Raw genomic sequence first — 16135 nt, 5'->3', positions numbered from 1 at the left:
TGGCGGCGGCGAGCCGTTCGGTGAACAGGGTGCGGTTGGGCAGGTCGGTGAGGGGGTCATGGGTGGCCTGGTGGCGGAACCGGGACTCGCTGTCGTGCCAGGAAATGAGACGGCGGGATGGACCCGTCGGCGGCCCGGGGGCCGGTGATGGTCGACGGGTCGGTGCTGACCAGCGGCCAGTCGCCGCCCAGGTTCCAGGAGTTGTCGGCCCCGGTCGAGGAGCCGGGCGACACGTCGGGGGTGTTGCCGACCGCGAGGTTGCGGCTGAGCCGGGAGGTGGAACGGGACACGTCGAAACCGGCCTTGCCGTTGCGCCACGCGGTGTTGCGGTCGAACAGCAGCGTGCCGGGGTTGCCGTTGTCGATGAAGCCGCCGGCCGAGTTGCCCCAGGCCATGCTGTTGCGGGTGACGTGGTCGACGGCGGGGCGCGGGTCGTTGCCGCCACCGTGCTTGAAGCCGTTGCCGTCCCCGGCGTAGTCGGGCAGGTTCCAGTAGTTGAAGCCGTTGTCGTAGGAGGCGCTGTCCTCGATCAGGATCGGCGACTGGAACAGCCAGGCGTCGAACCCGTCGTCGGAGTTGCGCCACAGCCGCGCACCGCTCACCCGGTTGTCGAGGCCCGAGCCCTCCTTGATGGCCAGCCCGTCGGCGCTCTCGCCGTTCTTGCGGGGGTCCCGGTTGCCGTAACTGTCCAGGTTGATGATCCGGTTGCCGCTGGACGCGCCCTGCAGGTGCAGCCCGGACTCGTAGTTGTCCCGGGTGACCAGGCGCTCGTACCTGCCGTAGTTGGTGTCGACGCCGAAGATGCCGTACGGGCCGTGGACGATCTCCAGGCCGACGAACCGCCACCAGTCGGCCTCGACGTGCAGCGCGCCCCGGTCGGCCCGGGGGATGCTGGAACCCACCGCGCCCGGCGTGTACGGCATGTTCTCACCGTCGATGACCACCTTCTCACCCTGGTAGTTCATCAGGGTGATCGGTTGGTACGACGTACCGTCCTTGAGGATCTTGATGGTGCTGGTCGGCGCGTAGGTCCCGCCGCGTACCGCGATGGTGGTGCCGGGCTCGGCCAGGTCGTGCGCGCGCTGGATGGTGCGCAACGGCCGGGCCAGCGTCCCGGGGTTGGCGTCGTCGCCGTCGGTGGCCACCACCAGCACGACGGTCCCGGGCGGCGGGACGGTGGGCGGGCTGGTGGGCGGCGGGGTCAACGGCGGCGTGGTGGCCGGCGGGGTCACCGGGGGTGTGGTCGGGCTCGGCGGCGGGGTGTGGGTGGGGGCGGGCGGGGTGGTCGGCGGAACGTCGTTGTCCCTGACCAGGACGTCGTCGAAGGACGCCGACGAGTACGCGGTCTGCAACCCGATCCGGCCGGCTCCGATCAGCGAGCTGGTGACCTCGCCGACGAAGACCCCGTCGACCCGGCCCCGTACGGTGCTGCCGACGACCTCGACGACGAGGGTGTGCCAGGTGCCGGTGGTCACGGGGTGGACGATGCCGGCCAGCACGGTGACCGCGCCGCCGTTCACTGCCTGCAACTGCACCTGGTTGCCGGGCAGCAGCGCCAGCCGGTAGTAGCGCGTCGACCCGGACGCGCGGGCCAGCAGGCCGACCTGGCCGCCGGTGCCGAGGCTGAGCGGTTTCACCCTGGCCTGGACGAGGTAGTCGGTCCAGCCGCTGCTGCCGGCGAAGAGCCGGGCGTTCTCGCTGCCGGCGTTGGACTGCCGGACGGCCGGGGAGCCGTCGGTGACGACCGTCCAGGTGCCACCCGACTTCGACCAGCCGGCGGTGTCGCCGTCGGTGAAGTCGTCGCTGAACGCGGTGGCGGCGGAGGCGGTGGTGACCGGTCCGACCAGGAGGGCGACCACGGGGACGAGCACCGCGGCGAACAGCAGGGCCAGCCGACGCTGGCGGGACGGTCGCATGAGGCGTACCTCCGACGGTGGGCGGACGGGGTGGCGGCTCAGAGAAAGCGCTTTCCCGGACGATACGAGCATGCATCGACTGTCGTCAACATGTCGCCCGCGACTGATTCTCCCGTTGCACCCCACCGCCGGGCGGTGCACCCGGCACCGACGGCGCGGCGGCCGACCCCCGGGAAGGGGACCGGCCGCCGCACCCGCCCGGCGTCACCGCCAGGTGTCGTTGGCGCTCCACGAGCCGGTCGACCCGACGGTGGCGCTGCGGTTGCCCCCGGACTCCCAGGTCACCGTGCCGTCGGGGTTCTTCTTCAGGTACTTGTACTCGAACGTCGTGTTCGCCGGCAGGGCGACCGTGGCCCGCCACAGCGGGTACGCCGCCGAGGAGAGCGCCACCGCGTTCGCCGGGTTCCACGAGCCCAGCGCCGCGACACTGCCCACCACGAAGACGTTCTGCCCGTACGAGGTGGTGGCGTTGACCGTGAACGACGCCCCCTGCGTGCCGGCCGGGTCACCCCGGAAGGTGTCGGTGACCGACGCGGTGCCGCCGCCCGGCGTGGTCAACGTCCGGTTGCTCCCCGACTCCCAGGTCACCACACCGGCCGTGGTCTTCTTGAGGAACTTGAACTCCACCGCCGTGGCCGCCGGCAGGTTGACCACCGCCCGGTACGTCCCCCCGCCCAGCGCGGTCAGCTTGACCGCGGCGGCCGGGGCCCACGAACCCAGCGCCGGCACACTGCCGACCACGTAGGCGTCCTGACCACCGGCGAGGGACGCGGTGACGGTGAAGGTGGTGGCGACCGTGCCGGCCGGCGCGGTCGGCGTCGGCGTGGCGCTGGCCGTGGGCGTCGGGGTGGCGGTGGGCGTGGTCGCCGGGCCGCTCTTCGCGTTGACGTGCAGCGCCACCGCGCCGTTGGCGGGGATCTGCACGGTGGCCCGGCCACCGCTGACGGTCACCGTCGTGCCGGTGCAGCCGGACCCGCCCCGCGCCCCGGAGATCACGTCGCAGTACGACCCGTCGGCCAGGCCGGTGGTGAAGGTGGCGGTGCTGGCGGAACCGGAGTCGTTGATCCCGATCCAGGCCCGGTCGCCCCGGTGGAAGCCGATGACGTTGCTGTTGACCACGGTGAAGTCGGAGACGGTCCGGACCGACTTCGCGGTGTTCGCCCAGCCGACCATGCCCTTGATCCCGGTGGACCGGGTCAGGCAGTTCCAGCTGTTGCCGCAGACGGTGTCGGTGACGTAGCCGTTGCCGTCGGCGGGCGGCGACTGGTTGCGGTTGGACCAGGTGAAGCTGTCGTAGACCGACGGCTTGCCGTGCGGGTAGGCCAGCGCGAAGTAGTTGGCCAGGACGTAGTCGCTGCCGTCGCGGTAGGACAGCACCACCCCGTCGCGCTCCAGGTCGTGGTTGGTGACCATGGCGAACACGTTGGCGCTCGGTGCGTCGAGGTTCCAGCTGCCGACGTTGGCCAGGTTGGCGATCGAGCCCTGGAACGCCGACTTCAGGCCCTTGGCGTACCCGAAGTCGAGCACGTCGCCGTTGCCGGTGAAGGCGCGGGCCTTGAGGGCGTCGTTGCTGGCCCCGTCGAAGATCTCCTGGGCGACGTACGGGCGCTTGTTCTCGGCGGTGGTGTTGCGCACCTTGCCGAGGATCGCGGCGAAGTCGTCCTTCTTGACGTGCTTGACCGCGTCCACCCGGAACCCGTCGACCCCGAGGCCGACCAGGTCGTTGAGGAAGCCGGCGACCTTGGTGCGGACGCTGTCCTTCTCGGTGTAGAGGTCGGTCAGGGACAGCAGCTCGCAGCTGGTCACCTGGGCCTCGTTGTTCCAGTCGTTGATCGCACCGGAGGTCGGGCAGTTGTCACCCGGGCGGTGGAAGTCGCCGGTGCCGTAGGGCACGGCGGGGAAGCTGTAACCGGGGCCGGAGAAATCGGTGCCGGCGTACCCGACGACCGACTCGGGGTTGTTGGCGCCGGCCATGTGGTTGACCACCGCGTCGACGTACACCCGCACGCCGGCGTTGTGGCAGGTGGTGACCATGTCGGCGAACTGCTGCCGGGTGCCGAACCGGCTCTCCAGCCGGTAGGAGACCGGCTGGTACACCTCGTACCAGGGGTGGACGCCGTCGGCGCTGCTCGGCAGGCTGACCGACTCCTGCGGCGGGGCGACCTGCACCGCGCCGTACCCGGCCGGACCAAGGTGGTCGGTGCACGCGGCGGCGACGGAGCGCCAGTTCCATTCCCAGAGGTTGGCGGTGACCTCGCTGTCGTTGAGGGCTACGGCGGCGGTCGCGGGGGCGGTGGCCGGCAGCGCGCTCAGCGCGGCGAGGGAGGAGGCGGTGACAGCGAGGGCGAGGAGGCCCCGTCGCAGACGGGTTCCCCGGGAAACGCGGGGTGCGGACATCGGGAGTGGACCTACTTCCGGGGGTCGAAGAGGCGCTGGGCGGTGGGACGGCCGTCCGGTGGAGAAGACGATGCGGCATCGATGAAAGGTTTTGCAAGACCTTGCGGCAAAGTTTTCGACATCTGCCGGCAATGATCCGCAAAACATTGCACCCTTGGGCGCGGCGGGCTCACCCTGCGTCGCCAATACCCGCGTCGGGCTGCCATCTCGCCGTACGCTGCTGCTACCTGGGCCTGCGCCTGTACTCGTCGCCGCAGCTGCGGGCCCGCGACGTCCTGGCGCTCACCGTGCCCCCGGTCCTGGCCGCCGGCCTGCTGACCGGCGCGGCGCTGCTGCCGCGCACCGCGCTGCCCACCGACCGGACAATCGCCGCGCAGGTGCTGCTGTGGGTGCTGGCCGGCATCGTCGACTACGTCGTCGGCCAGGCCCTGCCACTGCCGCCGCGCATGATCTTCTCCGCCCGGCACTGGACCGAACGGCACGACCTGATCGTCATCGCCGCCCTCGGGGAGGTGCTGACCGCGGTCGGCACCGCCGGCTCCCGGCTGACCAACTCGGTCGGCCTGCTGGTCGCCTCCGCCCTCGCGGTGGTGGTGGCGGGCACCTGCACCTGCCGATGATCGCCGGCATCATGCTGCTGGCCCTGGGGTTCAAGCACATGCCCACCCTCGTCGGGGAGGCCGGCACCGAGTTCCTGGTCATCCGCCGCGAGCGGCAACGACTGCGTCGCGCCCTCATCGAGGAGCGCGAGGGCACCTGCGCAGCACGGGCCAGGCCGGTCGGCCGACTGACCGGCCCGTGCTGCGGACCGTCCGGTCCCCGCGTCGGAACCCGACGCGGGGACCGGGGTCACCTCGGGTGAGGCTCATCCGCCGTCGGTCGGACGCTCACATCGGGTTCCAGCCGTCGCTGCCGGCCAGGTAGCGCTGCGGCGTGTAGGTGGCCGCCTGGGCGTCGCTGAGCTGGGGACGGTTGCCGTTGGTGCCGGCACCGGGCCCGGTGTTGCGGTACTCGCGGAACCGGGCGTTCTGCCACACGTTGCCGGACATGTCGATCCAGGGCTGGGCGGTCTTCATGGTCGCGCCGAGCGTCGACTCGCGGTAGAGGACCTGGGCGTCCGGCCCCCACGGACGACCGAGCTGGGTGGTGTTGTTCGTCGCCCCGGTGATCGTCGAGCGGTAGATCAGCATCCCGTACGTCTTGCTGGCCGGCGTCCGGGCGGCGGTGATCGGTCCACCGGTCGACCGCTTCTCGTAGATCGAGCTGCTGTCGACGACGATCGTGCCGCCGCCGAAGATGAAGTCGACGGTGCCCTCGACGTAGGAGCCGACCACGTACGCGCGGGTCTTGTCGTTGACCAGGAAGGTGTCCTGGTCACCGAGGAGCCGGACGTTGCGCAGCACCGCCCGGTCGGCGTTCAGGTGCAGCGCCACCGCCTGCTGGTCGACGCCCGAGGAGTTCTCCACGAAGTCGTTGGCGATGGTCAGGTTCTCGGCGACGAAGTTCGCCCCGTCGACGAACATGCTCGCGCTGTTGAAGGTGCCGTAGGTGGTGCCGTCCGGCTTACGGGTGCCGGCGGAGTTGTTGTAGACGAGCACCACGTTCGACGGTGCCGAGCCGAGGCCCCGCAGGGTGACGTTGGTCTTGTTCGACGCCACCCGGACGACCTCGCGGTAGGTGCCGGGCTTGATGGTGATCGTGGTCCGGCTGGAACTGTTCGCCGGCACCGCGTCGATGGCGGCCTGCACCGTGCGGTACCTGCCGGTGCCGTCCGAGGCGACCGTCGGCGTCCCGCTGGTCGGCGGTGGGGTGGTCGGCGGAGGCGGGGTGGTGGGGGGCGGCGTCGTCGGGGGCGGGGTGGTGGGGGGCGGGGTGGTCGTCGGGGGCGGGGTGGTCGGCGCGGCGGTGGTGGGGGTGGTCGTCCCGGTGCAGGCCGTGCCATTGAGCGTGAAGCCGGCGGGGTCGGGGTTACTGCCGGTCCAGGTGCCGTTGAACCCGACGTCCACCACGCCACCGGTGCCGATGGCGGCGTTGTAGTCGAGGTTGGTGGCGACGACGGCGCCGCTGGCCGGGCTGGCGGTGAAGCCCCACGCGCTGGTGATGGTCTGCCCGGCGGGGAAGGTCCAGCCGAGCCGCCAGCCGTTGACGGGGTCACCCAGGTTTTTGATCGAGATGGCGGCGGTGAAGCCACCGGTCCACTGGGCGCCGACCTGGTAGGTGACCTGACAGCCGGCGGCGGCCTGCGCCGAGACGGCGGTGACGACACCGGCGACGAGGGTGGTGGTGACGGCAGTGGCGACGATCGACGCCGCCCGCCGGGTGCGATTTCTCACGAGCGAACTCCCCGGGGTATCCGAACACGGACCGCCGTGGGAGCGCTCACCCGAGCCTCGCACACCCTGCTTCCGCTGTAAAGCGTCACCGGCCGGACACCACCGGTTGGCGCGGACGGGTCCGGTCACCCGGCGGCTGATCATCCTGTCGGTCGGTCCTGTTACGGTCGCGCCGCTGTCACACCAGTCGAGCCGGAGGTAGGCGTGATCCGTTCGCACATGTCGTCGTTCGCCGGAATGCCGGTGGTCCCCTTCACACCGGGGATGACCCTGCCCGACGACCCGTCGGCCGTCGCCTGGCGGCTGGAGGTCGAGGACTTCGAGGCCGAGCCGGAGGAGTTCGCCGGCCTGGTCGCGGCGCTGCGGGCGGAGGTGCCCGGCGAGGCGGTCCGCGCCCTGGTGATCGGCGAGTGGGGCTCGGCGTACGAGCGGGCCCTCCCGGTCGACCTGCTGGCCGACGCCGCGAAGGACTGGACCGCCCTGCGCGCGGTGTTCCTGGCCGACCTGGTCAGCGAGCAGTGCGAGATCTCCTGGCTGACCCACGGTGACCTCACCCCGCTGCTCACCGCCTACCCGCAGCTGGAGACGCTGTGGGTACGCGGGGCCAACGAGCTGACCCTGCAACCGGTACGCCACACCGGGCTGCGGGAACTGGGCTTCCAGACCGGCGGCCTGCCGGCCGAGGTGACCCGGGCGGTAGGCGACAGCGACCTGCCCGCCCTGCACCGGCTCGACCTGTGGCTCGGCCGGCAGGACTACGGCGGCGACACCGGCGTCGACGACCTGGCCGCGATCCTGGCCGGCGACCGGTTGCCCGCGCTGCGGCACCTGGCGGTCTGCAACGCCGAGTTCGCCGACCACGTCGCGCAAGCGGTGGCCACCGCCCCGGTGGTGGCCCGGCTGGAGGTGCTCGACCTGTCGATGGGCGTGCTCACCGACCCCGGCGCCGAGGCGCTGCTGGCCGGGCAGCCGCTGACCCACCTGCGCCGCCTCGACCTGCACCACCACTTCCTCTCCCCCGAGGTCGCACAGCGGCTGACCGACGCGCTGCCCGGTGTCCAGGTCGACCTGGACGACCCGCAGACGCCCGACGAGTACGACGGCACCGTCTACCGGTTCACCGCGGTCGGGGAGTGAGCGACGATGACGTTCGGTTCCCACGCGCAGACGTTCGCCGGCCGGCCGGTGGTCGAGTTCCCCGCCGACGGTCCGCTGCCCACCGTGGACGGCCCGGTCTGCTGGCGGGTCGCCGACTGGCACTTCGACGGCGACACCCGGCAGGACACCCTGTCGGAACAGTTCCGGGACCGGTTCGACAGGTTCGTCGAGCAGCTCGGTGACCAGGCCGAGGCGCTGGTCGTCGGGGCCTGGGGATACGCGGCGTTCCACCACGCCCCGATCGCCCAGCTCTGCGCGGCGGCCCCCCGGCTGCCCCGGCTGCGGGCCCTGTTCCTCGGCGACATGGTCACCGAGGAGTGCGAGGTCTCCTGGATGCGGGTCGGCGACGTCAGCCCGTTGCTGACCGCCTACCCGCAGCTGGAGGTGCTGCGGGTACGCGGCGGCGAGGACTTCAGCTTCTCCCCGGTGCGCCACGACCGGCTGCGGACGCTGTCGGTGCAGAGCGGCGGGCTGCCCCGGGAGTTCGTCGCCGCGGTGCTCGGCTCGGAGCTGCCCGCACTGCACCACCTGGACCTGTGGCTGGGCACCGACGACTACGGCGGGGACACCACCGTGGCCGACCTGGACGCGTTGCTGGCCGGCAAGCTCTTCCCGGCGCTGCGCCGGCTCGGGCTGCGCAACTCCGTGATCACCGACGAGTTGGCCGCCGCGCTCGCCACCGCCGCCGTGGTGCCCCGGTTGGAGCGGCTCGACCTGTCGCTGGGCACCCTGTCCGACGACGGGCTCGCCGCACTGCTCGGCGGGCAGCCCCTGACCCACCTGTCCGCGCTCGACCTGCACCACCACTACCTGTCGGAGGACGCCGCCGACCGGGTGGTCGCCGCGTTGCCCGGGGTCGAGGTGGACGTCTCCGAACCGCAGGAAGCCGACGAGGACGACGGGGAGACCTACCGCTACACGGCGGTGTCGGAGTGACATGCGACTGACCGTGGTGGGCAACCCCGACAACCGGCGGGTCGCGCTGTTCCGGCGGGCCGTACGCGAGGCGGGGTTGCCCGACCCGGCGGTGCTGCCCTGGGCGCGGGTGCTCACCGGGGCGGCCCCGCCGGACGCCGACGCCCTGGTCCGGGTCGACTCCCCCGGCGAGGACGCGGAGGTGGACCGGCTGCTACGCGACGCGGCCACCCCCGCCCGGCACGGGGAGCTGATCGGCCTCGCCGACACGTACGCCGGGCTGGTGGCCGCAATGGGCCGGGTGGCCGCCGGGGGCGCGACGCTGCTCAACCACCCCGACGACGTGGCGGCGCTGTGCGACAAGCGCCGCTGCCACGCGCTGCTGTCGGCCGCCAAGGTGCCGGTGCCGGCGGCGCTCCCGCCGGTCGACGGCTATCCGCAGCTGCGGGCGGCGATGGCGGCGGCCGGCTGGCACCGGGTGTTCGTCAAGCCGGCGCACGGCTCGTCGGCGGCCGGGGTGATCGCGCTCGCGGTCGGGCCACGCCGGGTGCAGGCGGTCACCCCGATCGAGATCACCCCGGACGGGCTGTTCAACTCGCTGCGGCTGCGCCGCTACGACGACGAGGCGACCGTCGCGGCGCTGGTCGACCGGCTCGCCCCGGAGGGCCTGCACGTGGAGCAGTGGCTGCCCAAGGCCGGGCTGGCCGACCGGGTGGTCGACCTGCGGGTGGTGGTGGTCGCCGGCCGGGCCACCCACGCCGTGGTCCGGGCCGCCCGGGGACCGCTGACCAACCTGCACCTGGGCAACGCCCGTGGCGACCTGGCCGCGCTGCGGGCGGCGGCCGGCCCGGAGTCCTGGGCGGCGGCGATGCGGACCTGCGAGCGGGCGGCGGCGTGCTTCCCCCGGTCGCTGCACGTCGGGGTCGACCTGATGTTCCTGGTGGGCTGGCGACGGCACGCGGTCGCCGAGGTCAACGCGTTCGGCGACCTGCTGCCGGGGGTGCTGGCCGACGGGCGGGACACCTACGCCGAGCAGGTGCACGCGCTGACCAGCGGCCGGTGGGACCGGTGGCGGGCGACCGCGACGGTGGCCGGCGACGGCCCGGCAACGGCCGGGCCCGACCCGGCGGTCGGCGGGCCGGCGACGACGCGACGGGAGGAGGCGGGATGCGCGCGCTGATCGGCAGTCACGACATCTGCCTGGTCACCCTGGACACGCTGCGTTTCGACGTGGCCGACGAGCTGGCCGAAGCCGGTCGGACACCCCGGCTGACCCGGGTGTTGCCGGGCGGGCGGTGGGAGCGACGGCACTCCCCCGCGAGCTTCACCTACGCCGCACACCACGCCTTCTTCGCCGGCTTCCTGCCCACCCCGGTGGGGCCGGGTCGGCACGAGCGGCTGTACGCGGCGGCGTTCCCGGGCAGCGAGACCGCCGGGGCCGACACCTGGGTCTTCGACGCCCCCGACCTGCCGACCGCGCTGACCGGGGCGGATTACCACACGCTCTGCCTGGGCGGGGTGGGCTTCTTCAACCGGCGCAGCCCGCTCGGGTCGGTGCTGCCGGGCCTGTTCGCCGAGGCGCACTGGGAGCCGGCGTTCGGGGTCACCTCCCCCACCTGCCTCGACGCGCAGCTCGACCGGCTGGCCGAGGTGCTGCCCGGCCAGCCCGCCGACCGGCCGGTGTTCACCTTCCTCAACGTCGCCGCCCTGCACCAACCCAACCGGCACCACCTGCCCGGCGCGGCGCAGGACAGCCGGGACAGTCACGCCGCCGCCCTGGAGTACGTCGACTCCCGGGTCGACCGGTTGTTCGCCCTGCTCACCGGGCGGGGGCGGCCGGTGTTCACGATCATCTGCTCCGACCACGGCACGGCGTACGGCGAGGACGGGCACACCGGCCACCGGGTCGGCCACGACGTGGTGTGGACCGTGCCGTACGCCCACTTCACTCTGCGACCGGGGGAATGGTGACCAGCACCGACACGGGCCTCGACGGCTCGCCGTACCAGCAGTACCTCTACGCGTACCCGCACAAGACCTCCTACCGGGCGTTGCGGCCCCGGCCGCTGCTGGCCGACGTGTGGCGGGCCGAGGCCCGCGACGCGTTGTTCCTCTACGTGCACCTGCCGTTCTGCGAGATGCGCTGCGGCTTCTGCAACCTGTTCACCCGGGCCAACGCCCCCCAGGAGCAGGTGACGGCCTACCTGCGGCAACTGCGCCGGCAGGCGGAACGGGTCGCCGACGCGCTCGGCGACGACGCCGGGTACGCCCGGGTGGCCTTCGGCGGGGGCACCCCCACCTACCTAACCGCCGACGAGCTGACCGACCTGTTCGACATCGTCACCGGCACCTGCGGGGCGCGGCTGCCGGGCGTACCGCTGGCGGTGGAGACCTCGCCGGCCACCGCGACGCCGGACCGGCTCGCGGTGCTCTCGGCGCACGGGGTGCACCGGGTGAGCATCGGCGTGCAGAGCTTCCTCGACGTCGAGGCGCGGGCCGCCGGCCGGCCGCAGCGGCGCGCGGAGGTGGAGACGGCGCTCGGCGCGATCCGCGACGCGGCGGTCCCCGTGCTCAACATCGACCTGATCTACGGCATCGACGGGCAGACGGCGGCGACCTGGCAGGAGAGCCTCGACGCGGCGCTGGCCTGGCGGCCGGAGGAGCTGTACCTCTACCCGCTGTACGTGCGGCCGTTGACCGGGCTGGGTCGGCGGGCGCACGGCCGGGCCGACTGGGACGCCCACCGGCTGGCCCTCTACGAGCAGGCGGTGCAGGTCCTCGGCGCGGCCGGTTACCGGCAGGAGTCGATGCGGCAGTTCCGCCGCGCCGACGTGCCCGCCCCGGACGGACCGGACTACTGCTGCCAGGACGACGGCATGGTCGGCCTCGGCTGCGGGGCGCGCTCCTACACCACCGCGCTGCACTACTCGTTCGACTACGCGGTCTCCGTGTCGCAGGTCCGGTTGGTGTTGGACGACTACCTGGCCCGGCCGGCCGACGACTTCCGCCACGCCGAGTTCGGCTTCGCCCTCGACGGCGCCGAGCAGCGCCGCCGGTGGCTGCTCAAGTCGCTGCTGCGCGCCGAGGGGGTCGACGCGGCGGCCTACGCCGCCCGGTTCGGCCGGCCGCCGGGCGAGGACTTCCCCGAGCTGGGGCGGCTGGCCGACCGGGGCTGGGCGGACGCCGACGGGCTGCGGCTCACCCCGGCCGGGTTGGCCCGCTCCGACGCGATCGGCCCGTGGCTGACCTCCGCCCGGGTCCGGCAGGCGATGACCGGGTACGTGCCCCGGTGACCGCTCAGCCGCCGCACGTCCTCCCGCCCCGCACGGAACTGCCGCTGCACGTCGTCCCGCCCCGGGCGGCGCAGCCGGCGTGTTCCGGGGCCGGGGCCGCCGACGTCGGGGCGGAGCTGGCGGTGCTCTACCGGGGGCCGCTGGCGAGCTGCAACTACGACTGCCCGTACTGCCCGTTCGCCAAGCGGGTCGACCCGCCGGAGCTGCTGCGCGCCGACCGGGCGGCGCTGGACCGGTTCGCCGACTGGGTGGCGGCCACCACCGACCGGCGGCTGTCGGTGCTGTTCACCCCGTGGGGCGAGGGGCTGACCCGCAGCTGGTACCGCGACGCCATGGTGACGCTGTCGCACCTGCCGCACGTCGACCGGGTGGTCATCCAGACCAACCTGGCCGCCCGGGTGGACTGGCTGGCCGACGCCGACCGGGCCACGGCGGCACTGTGGACGACGTACCACCCGGGGCAGGTCACCCGGGACCGGTTCCTCGCCCGCTGCGCCCGGCTGTCCGAGCTGGGCGTGCGCTACTCGGTGGGGGTGGTCGGCCTGCCCGAGCACCTGGCCGAGGCGCGGGCGCTGCGGGCCGCGCTGCCCGAGACGGTTTACCTGTGGGTCAACGCCGCCGACGGGCACCACTACACCGCCGGGCAGGAGGCGGCCTGGACGGCGCTGGACCCGCTGTTCGGCTGGAGCGTCCGTCCGCACCCGTCGCTCGACCGGCCCTGCCACGCCGGGGAGACGGCGATCTCCGTCGCGGGTGACGGCACCGTGCGCCGCTGCCACTTCCGGCCCGCGCCGATCGGCAACCTCTACGACGGGTCGTGGCGGGCCGCCCTGAAGCCCCGGGCGTGCGACGCCGCCCTCTGCGACTGCCACATCGGGTACGTCCACCTCAAGCCGCTCGGGTTGCGCGACGTGTTCGCCGGTGGGGTGCTGGAACGTATTCCCGCCGCCTGGCCGGCGCTCACCTCGCACGAGAACGGACGCTGACCGGGCCTTCCGGTCGTCACTCCACAGTGGTACCGGGTCTCGCCTGGTGCTGGCCCGCCCTCAGTACGATCGTCGATCGGCTGCCTGCGCGGGGTGTGCGGTACTCCACTCGGGCCGCACGGCGTCACCGCCGTCCGTCAACGCACCAGAGGGACCCCGCATGTCGAAGCCCGTGCTCGACCGGATCCGTGAAGCCCATCGGATGGGCAGTGCCGTCCTGTCGCTGGCCGGCGTGACGGAAACGGAACTCCCGCCAGAGATCGGCACCCTGCGTCAACTTAAGAAACTGGACCTGCGGTACAGCCGGATCCGCAGGCTCCCACCCGAGATCGCCAACCTGAGCCAACTCGAGGTGCTCGACGTCAACAGCGGCGTCCTCGACGAACTTCCCCCGGAGATAGGACAGTTGCGCCGGCTCCGCCAAGTCGACCTGGGCGGTTGCCCCCTGCGCGAGGTTCCCCAGCAGTTGTGGGACTGCCTCGCCCTGCAATGGCTCCGGCTCGGCGGCAGCTACCAGCAGTTGCCGCCCGGCATCCAGCAGCTGCGCCACCTGGAGTGGTTGCTCATCGAGCCGTCCTGCCGTCTGGTCTGGTTGCCCCGAGGCTTTTCCGCGTTGCAGTCGCTGGCCATGTTGGCACTGGCACCGACGCCGGACGGCCACCTGTCCGGGGAGTTGTTCCGGCTGCCCCGGCTGAACCGGCTGCATGTTCTCGGTGACGGGCCACTTCGGCTGTCCCCGGAGATCGGCCAACTCACCCAACTACGGGAACTCGACCTCGGTGACACGGTCGTCACCGACCTGCCGACCGCATTGGCCAATCTGCCCGACCTGATCACCCTCAGGGTCCAACCCGGCGCGCTGACCGAGCCACTGGGGGAGTTGCACCGGCGTGGGTTGCCGGCGCTAATGTCCTACCTGCGTGACGAGGGCCGTGACGGCGTTCCGCTCTACGAGATCAAGGTACTTCTCGTCGGCGAGGGCGAAGTGGGCAAGAGTTCCCTGGTCGGCGCGTTCCACCGGCATCCGTTCCGGGTGGGACGGCCGACCACGCACGGGATCGAGCTCAGCGAACTCACCCTTCCCCACCCGCTCGTCCCGCAGGTGGGGATCACCTTCCGGCTGTGGGACTTCGGCGGTCAGGAGGTCTATCGGATCACCCACCAGTTCTTCTTCTCCCGCCGGTCGCTGTACCTGCTGGTGTGGAAGCCCCGGCAGGGCCAGGAGGAGAACTCGATCGAGTTCTGGCTCCGACTGATCCGGCTGCGGATCGGGCGGGACGCCCGGGTTCTGATCGTGGCGACCCACGGCGACGAGCGGCAACCCGAGATCGACCTGCATCATCTGCGGGCGAAGTTCGCCCCGTCCCTGCTCGGTCAGTGGGTGGTCGACAACGCCTCCGGTCGGGGCGTGCCGGAGATCGAATCGGAGCTTGCCCGCCAGGCGGCCCGGTTCCCGCAGATGGGCCGCCAGCTGAGCCGACGTTGGGTGGCCGTCCGGGACGAACTCGCCGCGATCACCGAGCCCCAGATCCCCTACGCCACGTACCGTGCGCTCTGCGAGAAGCACCACCTCGACGCTGACGCCGAACGAGCCCTCATCGAGTTGCTGCACGACCTTGGCAACCTCGTCTACTTCTCCGAGGATGACGGGCTGCGCGACATCATCGTCCTGCAGCCGGAGTGGCTGACCCGGGCGATCGGGTACGTGCTGGAGGACAAGCAGACCAGGGCCGACGGCGGGGTGCTCGACCATGCCCGGCTGTGCGAGATCTGGCAGTCACCGGAGCCGGGCCGCAGGCACTATCCGGCGGAACACCACCCGTACTTCCTGCGGCTGATGGAGAAGTTCGATGTCTCCTACCGACTGCCGGAGGCGCACAAGAGCCTGGTCGCCCAACTGGTCCCCTACCAGAAGCCACGACTGCCGTGGCAGCAGGTCGTACCCCGGATGGACCGGATCAACATGGTGAGCATGGTCTGTGAACTCTCGGACGAGGCACCCGGCCTGATCTCCTGGCTCACCGTCCGCAACTACCGCTTCTCCACCGGACTGCACTGGCGGCGCGGGTTGTTTCTCCGACACCAGAACTACGGCCTGGAGGCGAAGATCGAGCTTCTCGACGACAAGCGGCTGTCGTTGATAGTGCGAGGTGCCGCGCCGGTCTACTTCTTCAGCATCCTCCGCGACGCGATCGAGGATCTGCTGCGCAGCCGATGGCCCGGACTGACGTACCGGCTGTTCGTGCCCTGCATCAACACGCTGCCGACCGGGCCGTGCACCGGCACCTTCCCGCTGACCGCACTCGACGGGTTCTTCCAGGAGGGCCGGCATGTCGTCGCCTGTCACAGCTGCCTGTACGACATAGCCCTGCCGCTGTTGTTAACCGGTTTCGCCGACGCGCAAGGCTCCACGGTGGCCGCGCTGGCCCGGCAGGAACGGCGAATCGACGAGATCGCGCAGAGCATCTCGGCGGTGAACACCTCGGTCGGCCGAATCGAGGAGATCGCCAGCGAGACCGCCCTGCTGCTGCACAGCATGCGCCGGATGCTGGCGGCGGAGGTAGCGGACTGCCCGGCGTTGATCAGCATCGCGGAGATCACCCGATCGCGGTTCAACCCGGCCCGACTGGTACGGCACCAGTTCCGGATCAGCCTGTGGTGCGAGTTCCCGGACGGGCAGCACCGGTGCGACCACCCCGGCTACCCGTTCGACCAGTCCAGGGAGTGGTTCCTCCGCGCCGGGCCTTACCTGAGCTGGCTCGCGGCGGTGCTGCGGTTGATTCCGCTCGTCGGTGCCGCCACCGGGGTGATCGCCGCGCTCGACCCGGCGCAGGCCGGGGAGATGACCCGGCTCAAGGCGGAGGTCGACCTGATGGGTGCAGCGACGAGCCTCGTGCCGAACGGTGCTCCCCCACCGCACGGGCCAGCGTTGTCCGCCTCGTCGGACGCCGGTATCCGTGGCGGCCAGCTGGCCGGTTTCCGAGCCGTACGGGAGTTGCTGTTTGCGCTGGACCCGGGGCGGGAGTTCGCCGGTCTGCGGCGGGTGGTCGCGGAGTCGGGCGACTTCCTGTGGATCTGTCCCGAGCACTACCCGGTCTACGATCCGGGGCTGCCGGAACTCTGAGCGGCCAGGTCGG

The 16135-nt window shown here is 72.0% G+C and carries 12 protein-coding genes and 1 pseudogene; 9 read left to right on the top strand and 4 right to left on the bottom strand.

Going from position 1 to position 16135, the window contains the following annotated elements:
- From AB0K25_RS23070 to AB0K25_RS23060, 3 genes and pseudogenes are all read right to left on the bottom strand, one after another.
- Positions 1 to 91: pseudogene (locus AB0K25_RS23070) on the bottom strand (GGDEF domain-containing protein); the annotation flags it as partial.
- Positions 57 to 1916, bottom strand: coding sequence for a DUF1565 domain-containing protein (locus AB0K25_RS23065; protein ID WP_363822579.1), 1860 nt, complete (start codon positions 1914 to 1916; stop codon positions 57 to 59). The gene AB0K25_RS23065 and the pseudogene AB0K25_RS23070, both read right to left, overlap by 35 nt.
- A 204-nt stretch (positions 1917 to 2120) precedes the next feature.
- A complete protein-coding gene (locus AB0K25_RS23060; RefSeq protein ID WP_219461876.1) occupies positions 2121 to 4313 on the bottom strand; it encodes a carbohydrate-binding module family 20 domain-containing protein in 2193 nt (730 codons plus the stop codon).
- Positions 4314 to 4444: 131 nt separating this feature from the next.
- On the opposite strand from AB0K25_RS23060, the gene AB0K25_RS23055 reads away from it, so the two are divergent.
- Entirely contained in the window at positions 4445 to 4933 is a 489-nt protein-coding gene (locus tag AB0K25_RS23055; RefSeq protein WP_363822576.1) for a low temperature requirement protein A, read from the top strand.
- Complete coding sequence (locus AB0K25_RS23050) at positions 4930 to 5175, top strand: hypothetical protein (RefSeq protein WP_219461871.1); 246 nt, start codon at positions 4930 to 4932, stop codon at positions 5173 to 5175. Before AB0K25_RS23055 ends, AB0K25_RS23050 begins: the two co-directional genes overlap by 4 nt.
- A gap of 25 nt (positions 5176 to 5200) precedes the next feature.
- Here the strand turns inward: AB0K25_RS23050 and AB0K25_RS23045 are convergent, their stop codons facing one another.
- Positions 5201 to 6646 carry a pectinesterase family protein gene (locus AB0K25_RS23045; RefSeq protein WP_363822574.1) on the bottom strand — a complete coding sequence of 482 codons (1446 nt, stop codon included), beginning with the start codon at positions 6644 to 6646 and terminating at the stop codon, positions 5201 to 5203.
- A 204-nt stretch (positions 6647 to 6850) separates the two neighbouring features.
- On the opposite strand from AB0K25_RS23045, the gene AB0K25_RS23040 reads away from it, so the two are divergent.
- The 7 genes from AB0K25_RS23040 (at position 6851) to AB0K25_RS23010 (ending at position 16122) form a co-directional block, all read left to right on the top strand.
- On the top strand, positions 6851 to 7783 hold the full coding sequence (locus AB0K25_RS23040) for an STM4015 family protein (RefSeq protein WP_363822571.1): 933 nt from the start codon (positions 6851 to 6853) through the stop codon (positions 7781 to 7783).
- 6 nt (positions 7784 to 7789) lie between these two features.
- Positions 7790 to 8740, top strand: coding sequence for an STM4015 family protein (locus AB0K25_RS23035; protein ID WP_363822568.1), 951 nt, complete (start codon positions 7790 to 7792; stop codon positions 8738 to 8740).
- 1 nt (position 8741) lies between these two features.
- Positions 8742 to 9899 carry an STM4014 family protein gene (locus tag AB0K25_RS23030; protein WP_363822565.1) on the top strand — a complete coding sequence of 386 codons (1158 nt, stop codon included), beginning with the start codon at positions 8742 to 8744 and terminating at the stop codon, positions 9897 to 9899.
- Positions 9887 to 10690: an STM4013/SEN3800 family hydrolase gene (locus tag AB0K25_RS23025; RefSeq protein ID WP_363822563.1), complete on the top strand. Its 804-nt coding sequence runs from the start codon at positions 9887 to 9889 to the stop codon at positions 10688 to 10690. Before AB0K25_RS23030 ends, AB0K25_RS23025 begins: the two co-directional genes overlap by 13 nt.
- The gene (locus AB0K25_RS23020) at positions 10687 to 12012 is read left to right on the top strand and encodes an STM4012 family radical SAM protein (protein ID WP_363822560.1); all 1326 of its coding nucleotides are present in this window, start codon (positions 10687 to 10689) and stop codon (positions 12010 to 12012) included. Before AB0K25_RS23025 ends, AB0K25_RS23020 begins: the two co-directional genes overlap by 4 nt.
- Entirely contained in the window at positions 12009 to 12998 is a 990-nt protein-coding gene (locus AB0K25_RS23015; protein ID WP_363822557.1) for an STM4011 family radical SAM protein, read from the top strand. Before AB0K25_RS23020 ends, AB0K25_RS23015 begins: the two co-directional genes overlap by 4 nt.
- Before the next feature lie 160 nt (positions 12999 to 13158).
- Positions 13159 to 16122, top strand: coding sequence for a COR domain-containing protein (locus AB0K25_RS23010; protein ID WP_363822554.1), 2964 nt, complete (start codon positions 13159 to 13161; stop codon positions 16120 to 16122).
- Positions 16123 to 16135 lie beyond the last annotated feature (13 nt).

This window comes from Micromonospora sp. NPDC049257 (assembly GCF_040678915.1).
GTDB classification, from domain to species: domain Bacteria; phylum Actinomycetota; class Actinomycetes; order Mycobacteriales; family Micromonosporaceae; genus Micromonospora; species Micromonospora antibiotica.
This window is presented reverse-complemented; position numbering and strand designations above follow the sequence as displayed.